Below are 23,907 nucleotides of genomic sequence, written 5' to 3'. Positions count from 1 at the left end.
AATTGACGTTGCTTCCCCGAGTGGAGGATCCGTAGCGACCGAACATGCGCAAATCTAGGTAATTGCGCAGCTCAAAGACGGGTAGGACTTACTCTTATTCCCCCATGTCGGCCCGCCTTACGGTGACAACGGTAGTGAACCTCGTGGCCATGACTGGGGCTTGTCCCGGGCACCGGGGTATTTCGGCAAGCGGGCGATGACTGGGCGGCGCGCCCTCACATGCTGAACAACGTTGGGTGATTCACCCTGCGCCGCCCGTATGTCCGGCCAGGCCGTTGTCTAGAATCGAGCCAGACCCTATGAAACTCTTCAACCGTACTGACCAGGTTGACCAGCACCGGACGTTTAAAGGGACGATCCCCGGTAAATGGTTTACGTGGTTCTCCACCGTTGTGGTGGTATTTGCTTTCACCGGCGTCACCGCCGGCATCACCGCACCCGCAGCCCAAGCCGCTAATCCAACCGTCGTCACCTTGACCTTTGACGACGCAAATGCCGACCAACTCAACGCCGCGCAGACCATGCAGAGCCTGGGCCTGGTGGGTACTTTCTTCACGCCGTCCGGATTCATCAACAACCCCAATTACCTGACGACAAGCGACATGCAGGGCCTTGTGGCAAACGGCAATGAGATTGCCGGCCATACTGTTACCCACCCGGACCTGACCACCGTGACGTTGGATGAGGCAACACGCCAGATTTGCAACGACAGGGTCAACCTCACAAACCTTGGATTCACGATCACTGACTTCGCGTATCCGTTCGCTGCCGAGAACGCATCCCTCGAAACCGTCGTCAAGAACTGCGGGCTCAATAGCGCCCGCAACCTTGGTGACATCAAGACGCGGTTCAGCTGCGCGGGGTGCCCGCTCGCGGAGACCATCCCTCCTGCCAACCCGTACAACACGGCGGCCCCGGATGAAGTGGACAACACCTGGACCCTGGCGGACCTGCAAAAGTCGGTCACCCAGGCGGAGCCCGCAGGCGGGTGGGTCCAGCTCACCTTCCACCATATTTCAGCTACCAGCACGGATCCGCTGAACATCACCCCGACCCTGTTCAACCAGTTCGCCACGTGGCTCAAGTCCAGGCCCGCAACCACCACGGTCAAGACGGTGGCCCAAGTGATCGGCGGAACCGTCAAGCCGCTTGTCTCGGGACCGCCGGCACCACCGGAGGGCACGGGCAACCTGATCAAGAACCCAAGCCTTGAAACCTTGGTCAGCGGGGCTCCGCAGTGCTGGGCCGCAGCAGGCTATGGCACCAACACGGCAGCTTTTTCCACCGTCAGGCAGGCACACACCGGAAAAGTCGCCGAACAGCTCGTGGTCACCAACTATGTCGACGGCGACGCCAAGCTGTTGCCTACCCTTGACCTAGGCGGGTGCTCGCCCACGGCGACACCCGGGAACTCCTATTCAATCGGTGCCTGGTATAAATCGACCACAAGCACCCAATTCGAGCTCTACTACCGGATCGGCGTAGGCTCCTGGAAGTATTGGACATCAAGCCCCTGGTTCTCAGCGGCCACGACCTTCCAAAAGGCCACCTGGACAACGCCTCCACTACCCACGGGCGCCAGCGGCATCAGCTTCGGGTTGAACCTGTTCAGCAACGGCACGCTCACCACCGACGACTACGAGATGTTCGACGTCGGCACCCCGCCACCGCCTCCTCCGCCGCCACCAGCCGGCGGCAACCTGGTACAGAACCCCAGCCTTGAAACGGCCGGTACGGGCTCGTTCCCGCAGTGCTGGCAGGCCGGCGGATACGGCACCAACACCGCGACGTTCAGCACGGTTGCTACCGCGCACACCGGTACCAAAGCGGAGAAACTCACCATCACGGGATACTCCAGTGGTGACGCGAAACTGCTTCCAACAATGGACACCAGTACCTGCCCACCTGCGGCCGTCGCCGGACACACCTATTCGGTGCGTGTTTGGTACACCTCTACAGCCGTCACACAGTTCGCCTTGTATTACCGTGACGCCTCAAACAACTGGGTGTACTGGACCTCCGGACCGTGGCTGAATACCGCGACTACCTACACACAGGCAAGCTTCACGACGCCGGCACTACCCGCCGGGGCCACGGCCATCAGTTTCGGGTTGAGCTTGTTCAGCAACGGATCGGTCACCACCGACGATTACGCGATGTACGACAGCGTAGGAGCTCCGCCGCTGGGCTGAGCAATCGATCAGTGACAAAAAGCTGAGGGCGGCTGACTAGCCGCCCTCAGCTTTTTGTCGGGTTCTCTATTGCGCCGGCTGGCGGTCGCGCTATCTGGCAGCCTTCAGGACGTCCGGCAACTCGTCAACGAATACGGTCCCGGGCGGCTCGTAATAGATGACAAGCACCTCGTCACCCACGTTGAAAACACTGCTCTTGTCGAAGGGATGCGCGTGGAAGGCGCTCGTACCGCCGTGGAACGGCAGCATCACTTCCCCCACAGTGCCTGGCCCGATACGACCCGTGACCCTGCCGATTTTGCCCGTCAGGCTCCGATCAACCTCTTTGTGCATCGGTGTCCCTATGCATCAGGGGTTTTGGTGGGCCGCTTGGGCGGTTCCTTGCCGTTCTTGAGCGCAGCTGTGATCGATGGCAGGTAGTTGCCCACTTGGGACAGGATCCCACCCACCATGCTGTTGAGGCCCTCGCCGCCGTTGAGGACGGTCAGGTTGCCCACGTGGGCAAAGGGTTCAGCCGCGGCTGCCACGATCGCCGGCATGTTCTCCGCGAGCTGTTGGGAGATGACGGCCTCTTGGTTGGTTCCGAGAGCCTCGGCGCGGGCCTTGATGCCGTCCGCTTCCGCCAAGGATTTGGCCTTGATGGCCGAGGCTGCCGCGTCGCCGCGGGCCCGGGTGGCCGCGGCTTCGGCTTCACCCGTGATCTTCGTGGCTCCCGCGATGGCGGCGGCCGCCGTGGCGTTGGCCTGGGCTTCGACTTCCACCTTGCGGGCGTTCGCTTGAGCTTCGAGTTCCGTCCGCCGTGCCCGCGCCTCGGACGCACTGATGTCGGCGGCCTTTTGGGCTTCCGCCTCGGTGCGTTGGGCGTACGCCTTTGCATCGGCGGGCTTCCGGATGGACGTCTGGAGCTTTTGCTCTTCGCGGTCCGCTTCCAGCTTGGCCACCTCGGTTTCCTGGACCACCACTTGCTGGCGCGCTGTGGCGTCGGCCAACGGACCGGCCTGCGCGGCGTTGGCCCTCGCGGTTTCGGCATTGGCTTGGGCCGCTGATTGCTTGATCGCCGAAATGCTCTGGGCATCCGCGATCTGGGCGGCTGCCTCGGCCTCCTTCTCCGCGGCCTCGCGGTTCCTGGTGGCTTCTGCGATGCGGGCCTCCATTTTGACCTGCGCAATGTGCGGTTTGGCCAGGTTCTGGATGTAGCCCGTGGGGTCCTGGAGGTCCTTGATTTGGAGGGAATCAACTACCAAGCCAAGCTTTTCCATTTCGATGCCGCTTGCGCTGCGGACCAACGAGGCGAGTTTGTCGCGCTCGCGGATGATTTCTTCCATGGTCATGCTGCCAATGATCGAGCGCAAATGCCCTTCAAAAACGTTGTAGACCTGGCTTTCCATTTTGGGCTGTTGGCCGAGAAACCTCCTTGCGGCGTTCGCAATAAACGGCGCAGCGTCACCGATTTTGTAGATCACCACGCCCTCCACGATCACTTGGATGCCTTGCGAGGTCACGCAGTTGACCTGGAGCTCTGTTTCATTCAGCGTCAGGGACAACGTCCTCACGGTTTGGAGCCCGGGAACCACCAAGGCGCCCTTTCCCGTGACGATTTTGAAATCCATTCCGTCCCTGGTGTCCAAACTTCCCCGAGTCAGGCCGGAAATGATCAATGCCTCGTTTGGTTCAGCCACCTTCCACATCAATTTGATGAGAAGCCTTATAACGGTAACGGCGACAACTACCCCCAATACGGTGACAAGAATCGGGAGATAAGCAACGAGGTCGAACATGACTGTCCTTTCAACGGCAAGCACCCAAGCGGCTCGTGTAGTCAGTCTGCTTCGGTCTGCTCCAGGAGTCCAGCAATTTGTTTACCTACAATTGACACAACGGATTCTGCTAGGCGTGCGTTCCCGCGAGCGATACTGTCCTCATCTCGCCGGTGCCGTCGGCTGGGACCGCCGGAACGCCGTCGTCCTCTTGGCCGTAGAGCCAGTCGTTGTACTGGAAGTCGCCGTCCTTGCGGCTCTTGAACAGCAGGTTCCGCAAGACGCGTGCGACGCCGGACACGTGCCACGACTCTCCCCAGACGCGCGCCGTGCGTTGGACGCGGGCCGTCCGCGCGGCGCGGGCTGAGTTGAAATCGCTGATGGCGCGATCCCAAGCAGCGGTGTCCACGCCGTCGTCGTTGAACACGGAGCCGACGGTGGAGTCCTGGAGGACCGCGGCGTCTTCAAGCGCCTGGCAGGCTCCCTGGGCCAAGTACTGGAGCATGGGGTGTGCGGCATCGCCCATCAGGACCAGGCGGCCGTGGATCCAGTTCTCGATGGGATCGCGATCGTACATGGGCCAGCGGATGCCTGTCGCAAGGTTCCGCAGCGCAAGCTGTACCGCCGGAATGCAGTCCTTGTAAGCCGCCTCGAGTTCGTCGACGCCGCCATACTGCTCCTCACCGCGCTCGAACGAGGGCGACTTGAAAACAGCCACGGTGTTGAGCAGCTCGCCTTTGCGCAGCGGGTACTGCACGACGTGGCAGTCCGGACCGAGGTAGACGACGACGTCCTCGAGATCGGCGGCCGGGGTCTCCGGCGTGATGGGCACGGTTCCGCGGTAGGCGACGTACGACGACGACACCGGCCCGTCCTGCGCGACGGCGGCGCGGAGCGTGGACTTGAGGCCGTCGGCGCCGATCACGACGTCGGCCTCGTAAATATCGCCGCTGGACGTGTGCGCCACGCCGCGGTGGTTCACGGTCTCGACTTTCTCGACGACGACGTCGTTCGCGAGGCGCACGCCGGCATCCTGGCAGGCCTCCAACAGGATCCGGTGCAGGTCGCTGCGGTGGATCACCACGTACGGGGCGCCGTAGCGCTCTTCGAACTCGCCACCGAGGGTCTGCCGGGTGAGTTCCTCACCGGTGAGGGCGTCGCGGAACACCAAGTGCTTGGGGCGGACGCCGATCTCGAGCGCCTTCCCGAGGAGGCCCCAACGCTTCAGGACGCGGGAGGCGTTGGGGGCCATCTGCAGTCCCGCTCCGACCTCGCCGAATTCGGGCGCCCGCTCAACCAATGTCACCTCGGCGCCGTTTGCGCGCAGGGCCAGGGCGCCGGCAAGGCCGGCCATCCCTCCGCCGACGACGAGGACTTCGGTGGACGTTTTGCGGTCAGACATTGCTAGCTCCTACAGAGGTGGTGTTTGTGGGTTGGTTTTTGGCGGCCGTGATCTTCGCGGTCTTGATCTTGGTGCCGATGGCGCCGAGCAGGATGGCCGCGACGGCGGCGGCCCCGGCAAATGCCAGGAAGTTCGAGTTGACGCCCAGGCCGGCCGCGAGCAGCAGCCCGCCTACCTGGGGTGCCGCGACCGCGCCGATGCGCCCGACGCCGAGGGCCCAGCCAAGCGCTGTGCCCCGCAAATGCGCCGGGTAATGGCTGGCCACCGCCGCGATGATGAGGCATTGGGTTCCGTGGGTGCCGACCCCCGCCAGGACCAACATGACGTAGACAAGCCCCACGGGCGGACCCGCCACCAGTACGGCCAGCGCGACGGCGGCGACGGCGGCTGCCGCGATCGCCGTCGGGATCGGACCGAAGCGGGTTCCCGCCCACGCAGTGGCCACCGAGCCGACGACGGCACCGAGGTTGAGTGCCAGCGCGAAGGTCAGGGCTGACCCGAGGTTGTAGCAGGCCAGTTGCATCAGGTTCGGCAGCCAGGTGCCCAGGCCGTACCAAGCAAAGAGCGTGACGAGGGTGGAGACCGCGAACAGGAGACTCATGCCGAGGTACGGGGCACGGAGTAGGGACTTGAAGCCGCCTGTTTGGTTCGCGTTCTTGGCGGCCGGGAGGGGTTCTTCGAGTGTCGCTGGGAGCGTCTCCGGGAGGAAGCGCATGCCCAGCGGAACCACCACGAGGAGCGCCACGGCGGCCACCAGGAACATGACCGGCCAGCCGAAAGCGGGAATGAGCGGAATGCCGGCCACCGCGGCGATCGAGCCGCCGATCGGCACTCCGGACATCATCAGCGTGGCGATGGTGGACCGCCATTTGGCGGGGACCAGTTCCGCGACCAAGGCATTGGCTGAGGGAACAAGTCCGCCCAGGCCGATGCCCGCCAGCAAGCGCAGACCCCCGAAGACGAACGCGTTCGGGGAGAACGCACACAAGATGGTGAAGAGTGAAAACAGTGCGGCGCAGGCGATGATGGTCCGGCGGCGCCCCCAGCTGTCCGACATCCTCCCGGCGAAGATGGCCCCGATCATCATGCCGAGGAACGCCATCGAGCCGACCGTGCCGGCGGTGGCTTTCGTGAGCCCCCAGCCGGTGTCGGTGATGAGGGCGCTCTGGACGGTGCCGTAGACGATGAGGTCGTAGCCGTCGAAAACCACCAGCAACCAGCAGACCAGGACAGCGGCGGCGGAACGCTTGGAGAACCGGGCAGAGGCCCTGGGGAGGTGGTGAACGCCGTCTTGGGTCCGCTCCGGCGCTGCAGCGGATGGTGTGTGATTCATCCCACCACTGTGTGGCCGTTTGGTTATGCAGCCCAATAGAATTCTGTCGTGCAGAATCTTCCAGCCCGCAAAAAACCGGCCTATTCCATTGAAGCCGTGGACAACGCCCTGCATCTCCTTCAGCTCCTGCGCGACGGCGGCAGCCTGCGACTCAAGGACGCCGCCGCGGAGCTGGGTGTTGCTCCCTCCACAGCCCACCGGCTGTTGGCCATGCTGGTCTACCGGGGGTTCGCGGTCCAGGACGAGACCCGCCGCTACGTGCCCGGGCCGGCCATGGGGGTTGGACCGGCAGGACTCAGTTGGAGCCGGCTGCTTCGCACGGTGGCGCAGCCGCACATGGAACTCCTGAGTGGGCGGATCAATGAGACCGTCAATCTCATGGTTCGCGTGGGAACCAAGGTGAGGTTCCTGGCCACGGTGGAGGGGACCAACGCCCTGCGGGTAGGCGACAGGCAGGGAACCGTCCTGCCCGCGAACAAAGCCTCGGGCGGCAAGGCGCTGTTGGCAGAGCTGGAGCCCGCCATGATCGAGCAATTGTTCCGCAGCCACAATGCGGAGATCGGCGGCGACAACATTCCCGACGCCGAATATCCGGCTTTCCTGCGCGAGCTTGAGACGATCCGGAGCAACGGATTCGCGGCGAATTTCGAAGGCACCGAGGAAGGGATCAGCGCCTTGGGGGTGGCTCTCCACAACGGGCGGGGCGTCGCCGTGGGCGCGCTGAGCGTAGCTACTCCCGTGGCACGGTTCCGCAGGCTCTTCGATGCTGGTCTTGTGGGTATCATGCGGGAAACCCAGCGCCAATTGGAGATCGATATCGCGGCCAATCCGGCCGAGTCCCAGCCGTGACCCACCCAAGCCGTGACCCACCCAAGCCGTGACCCACCCAACTGACTCGCAGTTGATGTCGTTTTGAGGGCCCATAACGACATCTATTGCTAGTCAGTTGGGTCGGCGGGTCCGTCAGGTGGGCCAGAAGATTCTGTCTATCAGAATATGCTGGAGATCACTTGGGGGCTTCCCTAGGGTCTGGAGTACGCCAAAACTGTCCCGTACCCCCGAGGAGGCCTCTGTGTCCATCAGCGCCGATAGCACAACCCACGAATCAGTTGCCGCCGAGAACGCTGTTCCGGAACCGACTCCCGAGGAAGCCGCCCAGCTGGAGCAGCTGTATCAGGATTTCGAGGCCGGGAACCTGATTCCGCTCTGGACCGAGATCGCGGACCTGATGCCGATGGTGCCGTCCCCGAAGGCCGTGCCTTACGTGTGGCGCTGGAACGATTTGTACCCATTGGCGGCCCGTGCCGGGGACCTGGTGCCTGTTGGCCGTGGCGGGGAACGCCGTGCCATCGCCCTGGCAAACCCGGGCCTCGCCGGTACTCCGTATGCCACACCCACCCTGTGGGCTGCCATCCAGTATCTGGGCGCGCACGAAACAGCTCCGGAGCACCGCCACTCGCAGAACGCCTTCCGCTTCGTCGTCGAAGGTGAGGGCGTCTGGACGGTCGTCAACGGGGATCCGGTGGCGATGCGCCGCGGGGACTTCCTGCTGACGCCGGGCTGGAACTTCCATGGCCACCACAACGACACGGACCAGCCGATGGCGTGGATCGACGGATTGGACATCCCGTTCGTGCACTACGCGGACGCCGGGTTCTTCGAATTCGGCACCGAACGTGTCACTGACGAAGCCACCCCGGACGTTTCGCGATCCGAGCGGCTCTGGGCTCACCCCGGCCTCCGTCCCCTTTCCGGGCTGCAGGACACGGTGAATTCCCCGATCGCGGCCTACCGTTGGGAACACACCGACGCCGCCCTGCGCGAACAATTGCTTCTCGAGGACGAGGGCCACCCGGCCACGGTGTCCCAGGGCCACGCCGCCGTGCGTTACACCAACCCGACCACCGGCGGGGACGTCATGCCCACCATCCGCGCCGAATTCCACCGCCTGCGGGCCGGCGCTTCCACCGAAGCCGTGCGCGAAGTCGGTTCCAGTGTCTGGCAGGTCTTCGAAGGCCGCGGCACCGTGGTGCTGAACGGGGAGTCCAAGGTCCTGGAAAAGGGCGACCTCTTTGTCGTGCCGTCCTGGCAGGAATGGTCGCTCCACGCCGAGAGTGAGTTCGATCTGTTCCGCTTCAGCGACGCCCCCATTTTCGAACGACTGAATTTCAACCGCACGTACATCGAAGGACGCAACAAATGAGACTCCTCACCCTCCGCATTTCTGACGGAACCGGAACCGGCACCGTGGCCGTCCGCCAGGACGGCGACACCCTGACCGAGATCGACGGGTTCTCCGACGTTGGCGCCCTCCTGCAGGACCCCGCCTGGACGGCCATCGCTGAGGCGGCCAACGGCGCAACTCACGCGTACGACGGCGCCGACCTCGCCGCCGTCGTGCCCTCACCGGGGAAGATCATCTGCGTCGGGCACAACTACCGCAACCACATCAAGGAGATGGGCCGGGAAATCCCCGAGTACCCCACCCTGTTCGCGAAGTACCAGGAATCGCTGATCGGTCCCAACGACGACCTGGCGTTGCCGCAGGAATCGGACACGGTTGACTGGGAGGCCGAGCTCGCCGTCGTGATCGGCAAGAAGGGGCGCCGCATCAGCGAAGCCGACGCGGCCGACCACATAGCCGGGTACTCGGTGCTGAACGACATCAGCATGCGCGACTACCAGTTCCGCACCATCCAATGGCTGCAAGGCAAGACCTGGGAGAAGTCCACCCCGTTCGGGCCCGCCCTGGTCACCAAGGACGAGTTCGAGGCCGGGCCGCTGATGACCTCCGCAGTGGACGGCGAGATCCAGCAGCAGACACCCACCGGGGACCTCGTGTTCACCCCCGAATTCCTGGTGTCCTACATCTCCACCATCATCACGCTGAACCCGGGCGACGTCATCGCGACCGGAACGCCCGGCGGAGTGGGCCATGCCCAGAACCCGAAGCGCTACCTCCAGGAGGGTCAGCTCCTGGTCACCACCATCGAGGGACTGGGCCAGCTGAGCAACCGCGTGGTCAAGGAAGCCTGATGGTCGCCCGCCACGACCTCACCACCGATCCGGGCCTGCAGGAACAGCTCCTGCAGGCCCGGCGGGGGACCGCGTTCTTCGCCCGCAAGCTCAACGAACTCACCGATGCAGAGCTCGACGGCGATTCGCTGCTTCCCGGCTGGAGCCGCCGCCACGTTGTAGCACACGTGGGCTACAACGCCCGGGCCATCGCCCGCCTCGTGGAGTGGGCGTCGACCGGCGTGGAGACTCCGATGTATCCCTCAATTGCAGTGCGGGATGAGGAGATCAACTTCGGCGCCACCCTGTCTCCCATCGCGTTGCGGAACCTGTTTGACCACTCCGCCGTGCACCTGAGCGTGGAATGGCGGGATCTGCCCGAGGACGCCTGGCACCACACGGTCCGGACCATCCTGGGCAGGGAAGTCCCGGCGTCGGAAACGGTCTGGATGCGCACCCGCGAAGTCTGGGTGCACGCCGTCGACCTCTACAACGGAGCATCGTTCGGTGACATCCCGGCGTCGGTACTGGAACGGCTGCTGCGTGATATTGCCGGTTCGTGGGCCGCCCGGGGCACCGACGCCGGGTTGTTGGTCAGCGTCGCTGGCACGGACCTCACGTTCGGCGATCCGGACGCCGCCGTCGTGGTCGCCGGGCCTCTCGCCGGCGTCGTGCAATGGGCCACCGGACGCGGGGCCGGCGGGGTGACCGCGGGCGCTGGGCCCGTGCCGGCGGCACCCAAGTGGATCTGACGGCGTCGGGCACAAAGAAGGTTGGCACAGCTCCCGGCTTCTTCACCGCAGGAACTGCACCAACCGCTTGTATGACTATTCAGATTTAGCTGTAGATCCTACCCATCGGCGGCTCCTGTAATCCCGGGCTAACTCAATCCGGGCTTTGAATAGGGCTACTTTGCGTCGTCAGCCAGATGCCGTGAAAACATCCAGCCAGCGGCAATCATCAGGATGCCCAAGACCATGAACGTCCAATTGTCGAGCGTGTTCAGCGACAGGAAGTTGGCCGCCGAATCAACCCCGACACTCAGTCCGTACACACTGAACACGATGTACAAGGCGCCGAAGCTCATCAGGATATTGCGTGCGCTATGGCCGCCCGAGCGGGACATCGCCCAGCTGGTTCCACCGATGAGGAGCTGCACAATGTTGAGCAGCAGCGACACTTGGAACACACCCAGGAGCATTGCGTGCGAATTTGGCCCGAAGAACTGCAATTCCCCGTACCGCATGGTGATTCCCGGAATGAATCCGAGAAGGCCCACCAGCGCCATCAGAATACCTACACCCATGCCGATGTTCTGGATGTCCGTCCGTCCAAAGTGAACACCATGTGCATGTGGGGTTGCGGTAGTCATTTATGCCCTCCATCCACCTATTGCGAACAATCCAATTTTACGTCTGACTTATGCAAAAAGCGCTTGGAGCGGCGGCGTCCGGCCGGCCTGGCGGCGGCGTGCCCGGCGGCCCCAACAGGCACTGCGCGCCCCGGACGCTCGCTCACCTATGGTGGGTTTTTCCCCGACGCTCGCTCACGTATGTCGGGTTTCCTGCCAACGCTCGCGCACATATACGACGACGGCGGTACGGCCGGAGTGAGCGCGCGTTGGCCCGGCGTGCCTCATTGGTGAGCGCGCGTTGGCCCGGAAAACCTCATTGGTGAGCGAGCGTCCGCCCGGAAAGCCTCATAAGTGAGCGGGCGTTGGGGGATTGGCGGGCCGTGCGGGCGCCTGCCGGGGGAGCGGGGCACGCCGTGGCACGATAGAACACGATGAAACTGCGCGCTGATCAGACTGGTAACCATGGCCTGCCCATGCCTTTGTGGCTGCAGGGTGCCCTTGAGTCGGCCCAGGCCGCCATCATCTCCGCGCTCGTGGTGGTCCTGCCGCTGATCGGTGTCTGGGCAACTGACGGATTCCAGAACCACACCGTCGATTTCCTGGCACGCCTGGCTGGCCAAGCCTGGTTGCTGGTCCACGGCGTTCCGCTGCAACTTGCTACTGTGAACATGGGAACCGCGGGTCTACCGGGTTCCGGGATGTTGTCCCTTATCCCGCTCGGACTGACGCTGGTCCCCTTCCTTTTGGCGTGGCGCGCGGGCCGCCGGCTGGCCAGGGCTTCCTACACGGACCAGCTGTGGCAGGCCTTCTTCGGAGCGTTGCTTGTCTACGGGGCGTTCGGCGCGGCCACCGGATTCGTGTGCCGGACGCAGGACGTCGTCATCAACATCTGGTTCGCTGCCTTACTTCCGCTAATCCCGTTCGGTCTCGGCATGGTGGTGGGTGCCCGGCGTGAGTCGGGCTCGTGGAGCAGGCTCATTGGGGTCGACGCCGTCGATTGGCTTGCACGCACAAGCCAACATTCCCGCTGGGCCGGTTCCTACTTCGGCTCCGCCATCAAGGCCGGATTCGTCGCGATCATGGCAGCCCTGACACTCTCAGCGACGCTGCTCGCCGTCGACCTTGTCATCCACTGGACGGACATCATCGCCGTCTACGAAGGCCTGAAAGCCGGCGCCCTCGGCGGTGGCGTCCTGACCATCGCCCAGCTCGGCTACCTCCCCAATCTGGCGGTATTCGCTTTGGCTTGGTCCTCTGGCGCAGGGTTCTCCCTCGGCATCGGCTCACACGTCGGGCCGCTGGGCACCGCCGTCGGGCCGCTGCCCGCGATCCCCGTCTTCGGCGCACTGCCCACCGGGCAGCTCGACTTCGGCGCCGCGGCCCTCGCCCTGCCGGTGATCGCCGGTGTGTTGGCGGGCTGGTGGTTCCTGCGGGCGGGGGAGAACCACTTCGACGAATGGCTCTCCATCAAGATCAAGGCGCGCTGGTTCACGGCTCCTGTTTCCACGCTGATCCTCGGCGCGCTCATCGGGGCCGTCGCAGGGGCTTTGGCCGGAGGCCTCGCCTGGCTGGCGCGCGGTTCCGCCGGGATCGGGCGTCTCACCGAGATCGGCCCGGACCCGCGGTGGACGGCAGTCTGGATCGCCGCGGAGGTGGGGATCGGCGTCGTGATCGGTTATTGGGTGGGGCCCTGGCTCGAGAGGCGGCAGAAGCTCCGCGAAGCGGATCTCGACGATTCCGTGTACGACGGCGACCGCCGCTAAGGTGCCTGCCTCACCTGGCTTGCGCCCCGGCTAGCGCAATCCGGAGGGAAGGGAATTCTGGAAATCCACCTGGCACGAGTTCTGGGCGTGGAGCGTCAGTGCGCCTCGTGCACAGTTCTCCAAGGTGGTGACCTGTTGGAAGAAGACGACTGCGGTGAGCACCAGCAGGCACATGATGGCCGTGACCACGAGCCCGGAAATGGTGCCGAACAGAACGATGCGCGGCTGCTTGAACCGGATCGCCCGCACGAGGACCACCACTCCAAGCACCGCGGCGATGACGGTGAGGATTCCACTGAGCCAGACGTAGCTGATGTTCAGGATATAGACGAACAGGGCGCCAAGCACGGTCAGCAGGAAAGTCCTGAACAGCGTGTGGGTAACGGCAAGCGCTGATTTGGCAGCCTCGCTCTGAGGCTGATGCTGCGGGGTGGGTCCAACGCCGGAATTCATGTTTTCCAGCCTACGCGAGCCAGCCATAAGCTAGTGCAATGCGTATTGTTGTCCTCGTCTCCGGCACCGGTTCCAACCTCCAAGCAGTAATCGACGCCGTGAAGGCGGGCGAGCTGGACATTGAGATCGCAGCCGTGGGAGCCGACCGGCCGGGTACCTACGGCGTGGAACGCTCTGCCGAAGCCGGACTGGACACCTTCGTGGTGGACTTCAAGGACTACGCGGACAGGGCCGATTGGAACGCGGCACTTACCAAAGCCGTTGCCTCGTACGATCCGGACGTGGTGGTCTCGTCCGGGTTCATGCGGATTGTGAGTCCGGAGTTCATCGATGCCTTCGAAGGCAAGTACCTCAACACCCACCCCGCGCTGCTTCCCGCTTTCCCGGGAGCCCATGGAGTCCGCGATGCCATGGCCTATGGTGTGAAAGTGACCGGCTGCACTGTCCACTGGGCCGACGCCGGCGTGGACACCGGGCCCATCATCGCCCAGGAAGCGGTGGACATCGCCCCGGACGACACCGAGGACACCCTGCACGAACGCATCAAGGTGGTGGAGCGTAGGCTCCTGGTCCGGACGCTCGCAGAGCTCGCGGCGGGAAAGCACGCCTAAGTCCAGGGCGCCCGACCCAACTAGCTCGCATTAGATGTCGTTTTGGCGGCTCATAACGACAACAAATGCGAGTCAGTTGGGCACCCCCGTGGGGCATGCTCAGTCGAGCTCGAGCTGCTTGGTCTCCGGCGCAAACAACGCCATCCACAGCACCGCCACCACGATGAGCCCGCCGGCTAGGGCGAAGGACGTGGCCAAGCCGAACTCGGGCCAGAAATACGAAGCGAACACGAGTGGCCCGATCCCGGCACCAACGCGTGAGAAGGTCGAGGCCCAGCCGAAGCCGGAACCCCGAAGCTCCGTGGGGTAGAGCTCCGACACGTAGGTGTAGAGCACCGGGATGGCCACCTGGATGACGAAGCCGAACGCCAGGAGCCAGAACACCGCCGCGTCCGGAATGTCCACCACCAATGACACGATCACCAGGGCCAACGCGGACAGCGGCGCGGTGATGGCCAGGATCCACTTGCGGCCCACCCGCTCCACCAGCACTGCCGCGACCGCCACGCCCAGGAGCCCGACGCCGGCCATCCCGGCTGTCGTCACGAAGGCCTTGTACTCCTCGAACCCGGCGCCGATCAGAATCCGCGGCATCCACGTCAAGCTCAAGTAGTAGACCAGAAGGATGCTGAAAAACAGGGCCCAGGCCGCCGTCGTGATCTTCCAGTTGAACTGCCAGATCCGTCGCAGTTGCTGCCACGCGCTGCCGGCGGAGAGGCGCGGAGCATCTTGTGGCGCGGGCAGGCTGTAGGCGCGCGGCTCGGCTCCCGTGGCCAGGACGAGGCTGTCGATGACGTCGGCGGCTTCTTGGCGCCGGCCCCTGCGGATGAGGAAGAGCGGGGATTCGGGCACGCTCCGCCTGACCCAGAACACCAGCAAGGCAGGCAACACCATCACGAGCATGGTGAGGCGCCAATCGGCAAAGGCCGCAACAAGTCCGGCCGAAATGAAGCCGCACAGGGCGGCCCCTACGGGCCACCAACCATCCATAGCGGTAAGCACCTTGCCGCGATGCTTCCGTGGCGTGAATTCACCGACGAGTGCGTAATCCACGGGAATGCAGCCTCCCAGCCCGAAGCCGGCCATAAAGCGGAAGATGCAGAACCACACGAAGTCCGGCGCGAAAGCTCCCAACACAGTAAAGATGGAGAAGATCAGCAGGGTGGTCGTGAAGGCCCGTTTCCGGCCGATGGTGTCCGCGATGGTGCCCCAGGCGAAGGCGCCCAAGGCCATGCCGATCAGGTTTGCGGTGCCGATCCATCCGGCGTCGGCGGGCTGGAGGGACCAGTGCTTGGAAAGCAGCGGAATGAGGATGCCGTTGAGGGTGACGTCCCAGGCATCGAACATGAAGCCGAGGCCCCCGATCAGGAAGATCCTGCCCTGGACCTTCCACCGCCACGGCAGCTCCTGGACAACCTGTTCGCCGCTCGGGACGGTCGTGTAAGTATTCATTTCCCCTCCTGGGGAAACTCTATCCGTGCTTCTCGATCGCCTTTCGCAGGAAGCCGCCGGCCTCGTCCAAAGCGCTCTTGGCCTGCCCCGGATCGATCCCCGTCAGCACTACCAGGATGGCTGCCTTGACCGATCCGCCCACGGAATCCAGCGCGCGAATCGCCGTCTCTGCGTCCACTCCGGTGGCGTGTTGGATGGTCCGTTGGGACCTTGCGAGGAGCTTGTTGTTGGTTGCCCGCAGATCGACCATCAGGTTTCCGTAGGTCTTCCCGAGCTTGACCATCGCGAGCGTGCTGATCATGTTGAGGACGAGTTTCTGCGCCGTGCCGGCCTTCAGCCGCGTTGAACCGGCAACGAACTCGGGACCAACCACGACGTCGATCGCCACGTCCGCCAGTTTGCTGATGGGCGAAGCGTGGTTGCAAGCGATCGAGGCGGTGAAAGCGCCTCGGCTGCGGGCCTCCTCAAGGGCGCCGATCACGTACGGTGTGCGTCCCGAAGCCGAGATTCCGACGACGGCGTCCGCCTCGGTCACGCTGATGTCGTGCAGGTCCCGGGCTCCGGCAGTGGCGTTGTCCTCGGCGTACTCCACTGGCTTCTGGATGGCTTGGGTGCCGCCCGCGATGATCCCGACGACGAGCCCCGGGGGAGTGCCGAACGTGGGCGGGCATTCGCTCGCGTCCAAAACCCCGAGCCGCCCGGCCGTTCCGGCGCCGACGTAGAGCAACCGGCCGCCGCGGGCGAGGCGCTCCGCAACGGCGTCGACCACTGCGGCGATTTCCCCGCTGGCTTGTTCGACGGCGGCCGGGACGCCGCGGTTCTGCTCATTCATGGCCGCGACGAGTTCGGCCGTGCCCATGGTGTCCAACTCACTGAGCGCGGGCAACGCGGCTTCGGTTTGCAGGCCCGCGAGCTCCGAACGGAGTTCCTCGAGCCCGTCGCCGTCGGGGGAGTCCGGGGTACCGGGGGAAGAAGCGTCAGGCTGTTCCGTCACGGTGAATGTACCTTTCCTGGAGGAGCCCGCGGCGGTTCGCTGCGAGGGCGGCCCCGTCCAAGCCATCGCCGAGAGCCGCAACCACCTCAATCCCAGCCGAAGCGAGGGCGTTGTGCAAGAGCCCGCCGAAGAACTCCGATTTCACGACGCCGCCAAGGAGCGCCACCTGCTTCGTGTCGCCCGCGGCAAGGGCCACGGTGTTCACGAGAAGCCTGCAGGCTTCGTCCACAATGCCGCGTGCGACGGCGTCCCCCGCCTCCGCTTCTTTCAGCACCGCGGGCGTGAAACGCGCCATCGTCCGTGCCGGGTTGTCGGATTCGGCGAGCCACGCCGGAAGTTGCGCGGGCGAGCCTACAAGCGCGGCAGCCGAGCCGAGCAACGACGTGGCAGGGCCGCCGTCGTGAGCTTGTAGTGCGGCCTGAAGGCCCTGCTGGCCGATCCAGCGGCCGCTTCCGCGATCGCCCAAGAGCGGTCCCCAACCGTCGGCACGGTGGAGGGTTCCGGCGTCGTCGAAGCGGAAGGCAACAGCCCCGGTGCCAACAATCAGCACCGTTCCGGGTGCGCCGTGCAGGGCGCCGAGCTGGGCCGCGGTGGCGTCCGAGAGAACCGCGGCCGGGACCTTGAAGCGCTCGGAAAGGAGGACGGCGAGTTCGTGGGAGTTCGCCGCTGAGGCCTCGACCCCGGCCACAGCGGCGCCGATTCCAAGCAACGAACCTTCCGGGAATGCTGCCGGAAGCCCCCGCGGCAGCATGGCCGCGGTGTCCACTAGCAGCTCGAAAGCGCGCCGGGCGCCGTTGTCCATGCCGAGGCCGGGGAAGCCCTGCTGGTCCGCCGAGCCCACCACCTCATCGCCTTGCCTGAGTTCAACCCGGCATCGGCTCTTGCCGACGTCGGCTACCAAAATCACATCCTCGGAATCCATGGCCCAACCATATGTTGCGGACGCGGCCACGTCTCGAAAAACGAAGAGGAGCCACAACACGATAAACTCGTCCATATCCCCAGCAACCGCGGAATCCCGCGATATAAGACGGAGACTTTTGTGAGCTTGACGCAGCTTGACCGTGTTCCCATCCGCCGTGCACTGATCTCGGTTTACGACAAGACGGGGCTGGAGGAGCTCGCGAAGGGCCTGCATGCAGCAGGAGTCGCCATCGTCTCCACCGGTTCCACCGCGAAGAAGATCGCCGCAGCCGGTATTCCGGTCAAGGAAGTCGAAGAAGTCACCGGTTCCCCGGAGATGCTCGACGGCCGGGTCAAGACCCTGCACCCGCGCGTGCACGGCGGTATCCTGGCCGACCGCCGCGTTCCTGCCCACATGGAAACGCTGGCCAAGATGGAGATCGAGCCTTTCGACCTCGTTGTGGTCAACCTCTACCCCTTCGTGGAGACCGTCCGCTCCGGCGCTGCGCAGGACGACGTCGTCGAGCAGATCGACATCGGAGGCCCCGCCATGGTGCGTTCGGCCGCCAAGAACCATGCCGCCGTCGCGATCGTTGTTGACCCGAACTTCTACGGCGCCGTCGTGGAAGCCGCCGCCGCGGGTGGCTTCGACCTGAAGACGCGCCGCCGCCTCGCCGCGAAGGCATTCGCCCACACCGCAACGTACGACACCGCCGTTGCCACCTGGACCGCCAGCCAGTTCCTCGACGAAGACGGTGACGGCGTCATCGATTGGCCCGCCTACGCCGGCCTCGCCCTTGAGCGCTCCGAGGTGCTGCGCTACGGCGAAAACCCGCACCAGCAGGCCGCGCTGTACGTGGACAAGGCGGCCCCCGCCGGCATCGCCCAGGCAGACCAGTTGCACGGCAAGGCCATGAGCTACAACAACTTCGTCGACGCCGACGCCGCCCTCCGCGCCGCGTTCGACTTCTCCGAGCCGGCCGTCGCCATCATCAAGCACGCCAACCCGTGCGGTGTGGCCGTGGGTTCGGCCGATGCCGCCGACCCCATTGCCGACGCCCACGCCAAGGCCCACGCTTGCGATCCGGTATCCGCTTTCGGAGGCGTCATCGCGGCCAACAGCATTGTCACGGCCGGTATGGCCAAGACCGTGGCCGGGATCTTCACCGAGGTTGTCATCGCCCCGGGCTTCGAGCCGGAAGCCGTTGACATCCTGTCCAAGAAGAAGAACATCCGCCTTCTGGCGCTGCCGGACGGTTACGGCCGCTACCCGACGGAACTCCGCCAGGTCTCGGGCGGCGTCCTCGTCCAGCAGGCCGACAAGGTGGACGCCGACGGCGACAACCCCGCCAACTGGACCCTCGCCGCAGGCGTTGCCGCCGACGACGCCACGCTGGCCGACCTCGCGTTCGCGTGGACTGCTTGCCGCGCCGCCAAATCCAACGCGATCCTCCTCGCCAACAACGGGGCGGCAGTCGGCATCGGCATGGGCCAAGTCAACCGCCTCGACTCGTGCAAACTGGCCGTTGAGCGCGCCAACACCCTGGGCGTCCAGGTGGAGTCCGACGTCGACGGTGCCGGCGGTGCCTCCAACGCCGTCGCGACTGGCGCACCCGAGCGCGCCCGCGGTGCCGTGGCCGCTTCCGACGCGTTCTTCCCGTTCGCCGATGGCCTCCAGATCCTGATCGACGCCGGTGTGCGCGCCGTCGTCCAGCCTGGCGGTTCGGTGCGCGACGAGGAAGTCATTGCTGCGGCCAACGCCGCCGGCATCACGATGTACTTCACGGGCGCAAGGCACTTCTTCCACTAGGTCCTTTCCCTAGGTGCGGGCGCTCCGCACCGGGTCCACTCGCGGCACCAAAAAATGGACATGTCCTCCCTTCCCGGGAGGACATGTCCATTTTTGGTGGTCGGCGCTGGGCATATTCGCAATATGTCCAACCCTGGGAGCGAACAGGGGGCATGTCCCTGCTGCGCCGGGGAGGTTACGGGGCTGTGGACGCTGTCTGGTACGTGCCTTGGATGACCGTGCCCCAGTACGGGCCGTACATCGTGGTGGAGTTGCTTCCGTAGCCGTAGCTGTTCACCGAGTTCTGGTATCCGCTGGCGCTGCTTCCAAGGAACCATGGGCCACCGGAGGAGCCACCCGTCATGTTGCAGGGGATCCCCTCGGTGTTGAACTGAGGGTTGTTGGGATCGTTTGTGGCAGTGCCTGAGCAGCTCTTGAGCGATTCCCCGGTGAAGGGCGATGCCGCGGGGTAGCCGAACGACTTGTACGCCAGTCCTCGGGCAGCGTTGAACTGGACGCCTGAGGCGCCCACCACGGCTGCGAGCTTTTGGCCATTGAGGGTGTTCATGACGGCAAATCCGGTGTCGTACTGGATGTTTCCACTTGAGGACCACTGGCTGGTTGTGTAGAGCGCCTTGGCCGTCCACTTTCCGTAGGGCGCGGCGCCGTCCTGGTAGGCGGGAACGAACGTGAAGTTGCCCGCGAACGCCCCGGGGCCTTCGTTGAGGCAGTGGCCGGCGGTGGACACGGTGCTCTGGTTGGCGGAGGTGACGGAGTTGCCGGAGCAGACATAGTTCACCCCGCCGAGTGTGAAGAACACTTTTCCGATGTGTGAAACGGGAGACTCACCTGCGTTGGCTTTACGATCCACGGCGGGGGACGGCGCTGCAGTGCTGGTGGCATTCTGGCCTTCGATTGTCAGTGCGCGGCCAAGCCCGGGAAAAACCTGATCGGGAGAAGTTGGTATGTCCGAAAGGCCAACCGCGGCCTGTGTCCGGGTCAGTGCCTTGGTGACCAGAAGGTCACCGGAGACGGCGTTCTTCATCCGTTCAGGAGTCCAATAGTCAGCGGTGTTCGCGTCTGACGCCGAATTGCTGCTCACGGTCGACGCATCGGTGCCATCGCTTATGGACGGGGCCGCGGTGGCCCCGCTGCCGGCGCCCAGCGCGAGTAAGGCGGCGGCAGTGAGGCCGAGCAGGCTTGTGGCCAAGGTCTTGGTTCTCGTCACAGTTGTCCTAGATATCGAGCGGACGGCGGCCGGTTTGTGGAGGCCGCCGACTGACGGAACCGAAACTACCGAAGCCGTGACAAGCATGTAAAGAAATTGTTCAAGTTTTGTGAGATTTGACTTTCGTTTGACAAGATGCGAGTTCTGCCTAGTTTCCAACTGGCCGAAAGACCTAGGATGTGGACGCCGTATCGTAGGCATCCCGGATGACGGAGCCCCAATAAGGCCCGTAGATCACAGCCGGGCCACCAGGGTAGCCGTAGCTCGTAATGGAGTTTTGGTAGGAATCCCGGCCCGAGTCGACCATCCAGGGTCCGCCCGATGACCCACCGGTCATATCGCAGGGAATGCCCTGCGCCTTGAACTGTGGATTGATGGGGTCCTTGGTGGCGTCACCCGAACAGCTCTTCAGCGATTGTCCGTCGAACGGCGGGGCGGCAGGGTAGCCAAAGGCTTGGTAGCTCAGTCCCCGGTCCTGGTTGAATTCCACGCCGGACGCGCCAACGACGTCGGCCAAGTGCTTGCCTTTCACCGTAGCAGTAACTGCGAAACCGGTGTCATAGCGGATGTCGCCGGCGGTGCGCCACTGGGGCGTGGTGTAGAGGGCCTTGGCCGGCCAGATGCCGTAAGGAGCATTGCCGTTGAGATAGGCCGGAACGAACACGAAGTTCTGGACAAAGGCTCCGGGACCTTCGTTGACGCAGTGGCCCGCGGTCGCCACTGTGCTGTCGTTGTCCGACACGACGACGTTGCCGGAGCAGACGTAAGCGAAGGCGCCCATGGTGAAGAAGACCTTGCCGACGTGGTCAATAGGGTCTTCGTCTTGGTGCAGGCTCGAGCTGCTGCCCTTGGCGCTGGCGATTTTCACTGGCGGGCCGGTTTCGACCGTGCCGCTGGCGGTGGCGCCACCTCGTGCGAGGGCTTTGCGGGCGAGGACATCGCCCGGGATGGCTGCTTGCATCCGTTCGGGAGTCCAGTACCCCGTGGGGTCGGTGTTTGTTGTCGCCAGGCTGACGAGCTGCTGCGTCCCAGGCGCTGCGAAGCTCGAAACCGCAGTAGGCGTTGCGGCTGCCGCCCCTCCAGCGGCACAGAGGGTCAAAACGGCGGAGGTAATGAGGCTCAGGAGACCAGTGATGGGGAGTGATTTCTTTGTCATGATTGTCCTGCCAATCGTTTGGCGGCCACGTGTCGTCGGCCACAGTTTGACCCAATGAACCTACTCCGATTTGGTGCGGAGGTACATAAGGTTCGGCCCGGTATGACGTTGCACAGCGCGCTTGAGGCCGTCCCGGTACGCGCCAATCCGGCCCCCTCAGGTAAGTTAGAGATGTTGAAATCTGCAGACTTTCAGGGAGATGCCCCGCCAATGGCAAAGATTATCTATACCCACACTGACGAAGCGCCGATGCTGGCGACGTACTCGTTCCTGCCGATTGTGGAAGCTTTCGCCTCAACGGCCGGCGTGGAGGTCGAGACCCGCGACATTTCGCTGGCCGGCCGAATCATCGCCGTCTTCGGTGACTACCTGACTGAAGAGCAGCGGATCAGTGACGCACTGGCTGAACTGGGCGAACTGGCAAAGAAGCCCGAAGCGAACATCATCAAGCTCCCCAACATCAGCGCGTCCGTCCCTCAGCTGAAGGCAGCCATTGCCGAACTGCAGGGTCAGGGCTACGCGCTTCCGGACTACCCGGACAACCCCTCCTCCGACGAAGAGACGGACATCCGCTCGCGTTACGACAAGATCAAGGGCTCGGCCGTGAACCCGGTCCTGCGTGAAGGCAACTCGGACCGCCGCGCGCCCCTGTCGGTGAAGAACTACGCCCGCCAGAATCCGCACTCCATGGGTGCCTGGAGCGCCGACTCCAAGACCAACGTTGCGCACATGACGGAGAACGACTTCCGCTCCAACGAGAAGTCCGTGGTCATCCCGGCCGACGACACCATCAAGATCCAGATCGTCCGCGAAGACGGCACCGTCAAGGTCCTCAAGCCGGCCTTCCCCGTCCTCGCCGGTGAAGTAGTGGACGGCACCGTGCTGCGCGCCGCTGCCCTGGACGAGTTCCTGGCTGCCCAGGTGGTCCGCGCCAAGGAAGAAGGCGTGCTGTTCTCGGCACACCTGAAGGCCACCATGATGAAGATCTCCGATCCGATCATCTTCGGCCACGTTGTCAAGGCGTATTTCTCTGAGCTTTTCGACACCTACGGCAAGCAGATCGCTGCTGCCGGCCTGAGCGCCAACAACGGCCTCGCCTCCATCCTGAACGGCCTCGATGAACTCCCGGAAGACGTCCGCGAAGGCATCAAGGCGGCCATCAAGAAGGGCCTGGAAGACGGACCGGCGCTGGCCATGGTCGATTCGGACAAGGGCATCACCAACCTCCACGTTCCCAGTGACATCATTGTTGACGCTTCGATGCCGGCGATGATCCGCAGCTCCGGCCACATGTGGGGACCGGACGGCAAGGAAGCCGACACTCTCGCGGTCATCCCGGACAGCTGCTATGCAGATGTCTACCAGGTGGTCATCGATGACTGCCGTGCCCACGGCGCCTTCGATCCCACCACCATGGGTACGGTTCCGAACGTCGGCCTGATGGCACAAGCGGCTGAGGAATACGGCAGCCACAACAAGACCTTCGAGGTTGAGTACGCCGGAACCATGCAGGTTGTGGATTCTTCCGGAACCGTGTTGATCGAACACCAGGTCTCCCCGGGCGACATCTGGCGCGCCTGCCAGACCAAGGACGTGCCGATCCGCGACTGGGTCAAGCTGGCCGTCACCCGTGCCCGCGCCTCCAAGATGCCGGCTGTCTTCTGGCTCGATGAAACCCGCGCCCACGACGCCCAGCTGATCGCCAAGGTCAAGGAATACCTGAAGGACCACGACACCGAGGGCCTGCAGATCGAGATCATGTCCCCGGAGAAGGCCACCGCGTTCACGCTGGAGCGGATCCGCAAGGGCGAAGACACCATCTCGGTGACCGGCAACGTGTTGCGTGACTACCTCACCGACCTGTTCCCGATCCTCGAGCTTGGCACCAGCGCCAAGATGCTCTCCGTGGTCCCGCTGATCAACGGCGGCGGCCTTTTCGAGACCGGTGCCGGCGGCTCGGCTCCGAAGCACGTCCAGCAGCTCCTGCAGGAAAACCACCTGCGCTGGGACAGCCTGGGCGAATTCCTTGCCCTGGCCGTCAGTTTCGAGCACCTCGCCACCACCACCGGCAACGCCCGGGCACAGGTCCTCGCGGACACGCTCGACCGCGCCACCGGCACGTTCCTGCTCGACAACAAGTCCCCGAAGCGCAGGGTGGGCGAACTCGACAACCGAGGCAGCCACTACTACCTCGCGAAGTACTGGGCACAGGAACTGGCCCAGCAGAGCGACGATACGGAGCTCGCCGCCGCGTTCTCCGCCGTCGCCGAGGCCCTGACGGCCAACGAGGACACCATCATTGCCGAGATGCTCGGAGTCCAGGGTTCGCCTGCCGACATCGGCGGCTACTACCGCCCCGACGCCGCCAAGGCGGAGGCCGTGATGCGACCTTCAGCAAAGCTCAACGAGGTTGTCGCCACCCTGAACTAGGCGCCCCGCCCACCCAACTAACTCGCAGTTGTTGACCCTTCTATAGTTGTCAAGCGTTGCAGGGGGCTGGGCTTG

General features: G+C 64.3%; 20 protein-coding genes. 9 read left to right on the top strand and 11 right to left on the bottom strand.

Annotated elements, in window-relative coordinates; all coding sequences use genetic code 11:
- Positions 1–299 precede the first annotated feature (299 nt).
- Positions 300–2,192 carry a polysaccharide deacetylase family protein gene (locus QRN51_RS20935; protein WP_284991742.1) on the top strand — a complete coding sequence of 631 codons (1,893 nt, stop codon included), beginning with the start codon at positions 300–302 and terminating at the stop codon, positions 2,190–2,192.
- A 90-nt stretch (positions 2,193–2,282) separates the two neighbouring features.
- Here the strand turns inward: QRN51_RS20935 and QRN51_RS20930 are convergent, their stop codons facing one another.
- The 4 genes from QRN51_RS20930 to QRN51_RS20915 form a co-directional block, all read right to left on the bottom strand.
- Positions 2,283–2,525, bottom strand: a complete 243-nt coding sequence (locus QRN51_RS20930; RefSeq protein ID WP_284991741.1) for an NfeD C-terminal domain-containing protein — start codon at positions 2,523–2,525, stop codon at positions 2,283–2,285.
- An 8-nt stretch (positions 2,526–2,533) separates the two neighbouring features.
- A complete protein-coding gene (locus QRN51_RS20925) occupies positions 2,534–3,970 on the bottom strand; it encodes a flotillin family protein (RefSeq protein WP_284991740.1) in 1,437 nt (478 codons plus the stop codon).
- Between the two features lie 109 nt (positions 3,971–4,079).
- Positions 4,080–5,351 (bottom strand): FAD-dependent oxidoreductase, encoded by a 1,272-nt coding sequence (locus tag QRN51_RS20920; RefSeq protein WP_284991739.1) that lies wholly within the window; start codon positions 5,349–5,351, stop codon positions 4,080–4,082.
- Positions 5,344–6,684 (bottom strand): MFS transporter, encoded by a 1,341-nt coding sequence (locus QRN51_RS20915; protein WP_284991738.1) that lies wholly within the window; start codon positions 6,682–6,684, stop codon positions 5,344–5,346. Before QRN51_RS20915 ends, QRN51_RS20920 begins: the two co-directional genes overlap by 8 nt.
- 48 nt (positions 6,685–6,732) lie before the next feature.
- On the opposite strand from QRN51_RS20915, the gene QRN51_RS20910 reads away from it, so the two are divergent.
- The 4 genes from QRN51_RS20910 (at position 6,733) to QRN51_RS20895 (ending at position 10,451) form a co-directional block, all read left to right on the top strand.
- Positions 6,733–7,533 carry an IclR family transcriptional regulator gene (locus QRN51_RS20910; protein WP_059388029.1) on the top strand — a complete coding sequence of 267 codons (801 nt, stop codon included), beginning with the start codon at positions 6,733–6,735 and terminating at the stop codon, positions 7,531–7,533.
- 223 nt (positions 7,534–7,756) lie between these two features.
- A complete protein-coding gene (locus tag QRN51_RS20905; RefSeq protein ID WP_284991737.1) occupies positions 7,757–8,887 on the top strand; it encodes a cupin domain-containing protein in 1,131 nt (376 codons plus the stop codon).
- Positions 8,884–9,720, top strand: a complete 837-nt coding sequence (locus tag QRN51_RS20900) for a fumarylacetoacetate hydrolase family protein (RefSeq protein ID WP_284991736.1) — start codon at positions 8,884–8,886, stop codon at positions 9,718–9,720. The genes QRN51_RS20905 and QRN51_RS20900 overlap by 4 nt, the downstream gene beginning before the upstream one ends.
- On the top strand, positions 9,720–10,451 hold the full coding sequence (locus QRN51_RS20895; RefSeq protein ID WP_284991735.1) for a maleylpyruvate isomerase family mycothiol-dependent enzyme: 732 nt from the start codon (positions 9,720–9,722) through the stop codon (positions 10,449–10,451). Before QRN51_RS20900 ends, QRN51_RS20895 begins: the two co-directional genes overlap by 1 nt.
- Before the next feature lie 155 nt (positions 10,452–10,606).
- On the opposite strand, the gene QRN51_RS20890 is transcribed toward QRN51_RS20895, so the two are convergent.
- Positions 10,607–11,071, bottom strand: a complete 465-nt coding sequence (locus QRN51_RS20890; RefSeq protein WP_284991734.1) for a DUF4383 domain-containing protein — start codon at positions 11,069–11,071, stop codon at positions 10,607–10,609.
- 413 nt (positions 11,072–11,484) lie between these two features.
- Here QRN51_RS20890 and QRN51_RS20885 point away from each other — a divergent pair, with 413 nt between their 5' ends.
- Entirely contained in the window at positions 11,485–12,816 is a 1,332-nt protein-coding gene (locus QRN51_RS20885) for a cell division protein PerM (RefSeq protein WP_284991733.1), read from the top strand.
- Positions 12,817–12,846: 30 nt separating this feature from the next.
- Here QRN51_RS20885 and QRN51_RS20880 read toward each other — a convergent pair whose 3' ends face one another.
- The gene (locus QRN51_RS20880) at positions 12,847–13,269 is read right to left on the bottom strand and encodes a hypothetical protein (RefSeq protein WP_253257189.1); all 423 of its coding nucleotides are present in this window, start codon (positions 13,267–13,269) and stop codon (positions 12,847–12,849) included.
- Positions 13,270–13,307: 38 nt separating this feature from the next.
- On the opposite strand from QRN51_RS20880, the gene purN reads away from it, so the two are divergent.
- Positions 13,308–13,880 carry a phosphoribosylglycinamide formyltransferase gene (gene purN / locus QRN51_RS20875; protein ID WP_284991732.1) on the top strand — a complete coding sequence of 191 codons (573 nt, stop codon included), beginning with the start codon at positions 13,308–13,310 and terminating at the stop codon, positions 13,878–13,880.
- A gap of 99 nt (positions 13,881–13,979) precedes the next feature.
- Here purN and QRN51_RS20870 read toward each other — a convergent pair whose 3' ends face one another.
- Genes QRN51_RS20870 through QRN51_RS20860 form a run of 3 tightly spaced genes read right to left on the bottom strand, consistent with a single transcriptional unit; the run spans position 13,980 to position 17,248 of the window.
- On the bottom strand, positions 13,980–15,332 hold the full coding sequence (locus QRN51_RS20870) for an MFS transporter (RefSeq protein WP_284991731.1): 1,353 nt from the start codon (positions 15,330–15,332) through the stop codon (positions 13,980–13,982).
- Positions 15,333–15,351: 19 nt separating this feature from the next.
- The gene (murQ, locus tag QRN51_RS20865) at positions 15,352–16,326 is read right to left on the bottom strand and encodes an N-acetylmuramic acid 6-phosphate etherase (protein ID WP_284991730.1); all 975 of its coding nucleotides are present in this window, start codon (positions 16,324–16,326) and stop codon (positions 15,352–15,354) included.
- Positions 16,310–17,248, bottom strand: coding sequence for an N-acetylglucosamine kinase (locus QRN51_RS20860; RefSeq protein WP_284991729.1), 939 nt, complete (start codon positions 17,246–17,248; stop codon positions 16,310–16,312). Before QRN51_RS20860 ends, murQ begins: the two co-directional genes overlap by 17 nt.
- Positions 17,249–17,368: 120 nt before the next feature.
- On the opposite strand from QRN51_RS20860, the gene purH reads away from it, so the two are divergent.
- Entirely contained in the window at positions 17,369–19,039 is a 1,671-nt protein-coding gene (gene purH, locus QRN51_RS20855; protein WP_284991728.1) for a bifunctional phosphoribosylaminoimidazolecarboxamide formyltransferase/IMP cyclohydrolase, read from the top strand.
- A gap of 175 nt (positions 19,040–19,214) precedes the next feature.
- On the opposite strand, the gene QRN51_RS20850 is transcribed toward purH, so the two are convergent.
- Together QRN51_RS20850 and QRN51_RS20845 are read right to left on the bottom strand one after the other, a co-directional pair.
- Complete coding sequence (locus QRN51_RS20850) at positions 19,215–20,246, bottom strand: trypsin-like serine peptidase (RefSeq protein WP_284991727.1); 1,032 nt, start codon at positions 20,244–20,246, stop codon at positions 19,215–19,217.
- 172 nt (positions 20,247–20,418) lie between these two features.
- Positions 20,419–21,402 carry a trypsin-like serine peptidase gene (locus tag QRN51_RS20845; RefSeq protein WP_059388023.1) on the bottom strand — a complete coding sequence of 328 codons (984 nt, stop codon included), beginning with the start codon at positions 21,400–21,402 and terminating at the stop codon, positions 20,419–20,421.
- 210 nt (positions 21,403–21,612) lie between these two features.
- Here QRN51_RS20845 and QRN51_RS20840 point away from each other — a divergent pair, with 210 nt between their 5' ends.
- The gene (locus QRN51_RS20840) at positions 21,613–23,832 is read left to right on the top strand and encodes an NADP-dependent isocitrate dehydrogenase (protein WP_059388022.1); all 2,220 of its coding nucleotides are present in this window, start codon (positions 21,613–21,615) and stop codon (positions 23,830–23,832) included.
- Positions 23,833–23,907 lie beyond the last annotated feature (75 nt).

Source organism: Arthrobacter sp. efr-133-TYG-120 (assembly GCF_030209785.1).
Classification (GTDB): Bacteria; Actinomycetota; Actinomycetes; order Actinomycetales; family Micrococcaceae; genus Arthrobacter.
The sequence above is the reverse complement of the archived record's forward strand: the minus strand, read 5'-3'. Positions and strand labels throughout refer to the sequence as shown.

Excerpts from the sequence above, each read along its gene's own strand:
- QRN51_RS20885 (WP_284991733.1), top strand. The coding sequence starts at position 11,485 with ATGAAACTGCGCGCTGATCAGACTGGTAACCATGGCCTGCCCATGCCT.
- QRN51_RS20870 (WP_284991731.1), bottom strand. The coding sequence starts at position 15,332 with ATGAATACTTACACGACCGTCCCGAGCGGCGAACAGGTTGTCCAGGAG.
- QRN51_RS20840 (WP_059388022.1), top strand. The coding sequence starts at position 21,613 with ATGGCAAAGATTATCTATACCCACACTGACGAAGCGCCGATGCTGGCG.
- QRN51_RS20845 (WP_059388023.1), bottom strand. The coding sequence starts at position 21,402 with ATGACAAAGAAATCACTCCCCATCACTGGTCTCCTGAGCCTCATTACC.
- QRN51_RS20935 (WP_284991742.1), top strand. The coding sequence starts at position 300 with ATGAAACTCTTCAACCGTACTGACCAGGTTGACCAGCACCGGACGTTT.
- QRN51_RS20925 (WP_284991740.1), bottom strand. The coding sequence starts at position 3,970 with ATGTTCGACCTCGTTGCTTATCTCCCGATTCTTGTCACCGTATTGGGG.
- QRN51_RS20915 (WP_284991738.1), bottom strand. The coding sequence starts at position 6,684 with ATGAATCACACACCATCCGCTGCAGCGCCGGAGCGGACCCAAGACGGC.
- QRN51_RS20920 (WP_284991739.1), bottom strand. The coding sequence starts at position 5,351 with ATGTCTGACCGCAAAACGTCCACCGAAGTCCTCGTCGTCGGCGGAGGG.
- purN (WP_284991732.1), top strand. The coding sequence starts at position 13,308 with ATGCGTATTGTTGTCCTCGTCTCCGGCACCGGTTCCAACCTCCAAGCA.
- QRN51_RS20890 (WP_284991734.1), bottom strand. The coding sequence starts at position 11,071 with ATGACTACCGCAACCCCACATGCACATGGTGTTCACTTTGGACGGACG.
- QRN51_RS20880 (WP_253257189.1), bottom strand. The coding sequence starts at position 13,269 with ATGAATTCCGGCGTTGGACCCACCCCGCAGCATCAGCCTCAGAGCGAG.
- QRN51_RS20930 (WP_284991741.1), bottom strand. The coding sequence starts at position 2,525 with ATGCACAAAGAGGTTGATCGGAGCCTGACGGGCAAAATCGGCAGGGTC.
- QRN51_RS20860 (WP_284991729.1), bottom strand. The coding sequence starts at position 17,248 with ATGGATTCCGAGGATGTGATTTTGGTAGCCGACGTCGGCAAGAGCCGA.
- QRN51_RS20895 (WP_284991735.1), top strand. The coding sequence starts at position 9,720 with ATGGTCGCCCGCCACGACCTCACCACCGATCCGGGCCTGCAGGAACAG.
- QRN51_RS20900 (WP_284991736.1), top strand. The coding sequence starts at position 8,884 with ATGAGACTCCTCACCCTCCGCATTTCTGACGGAACCGGAACCGGCACC.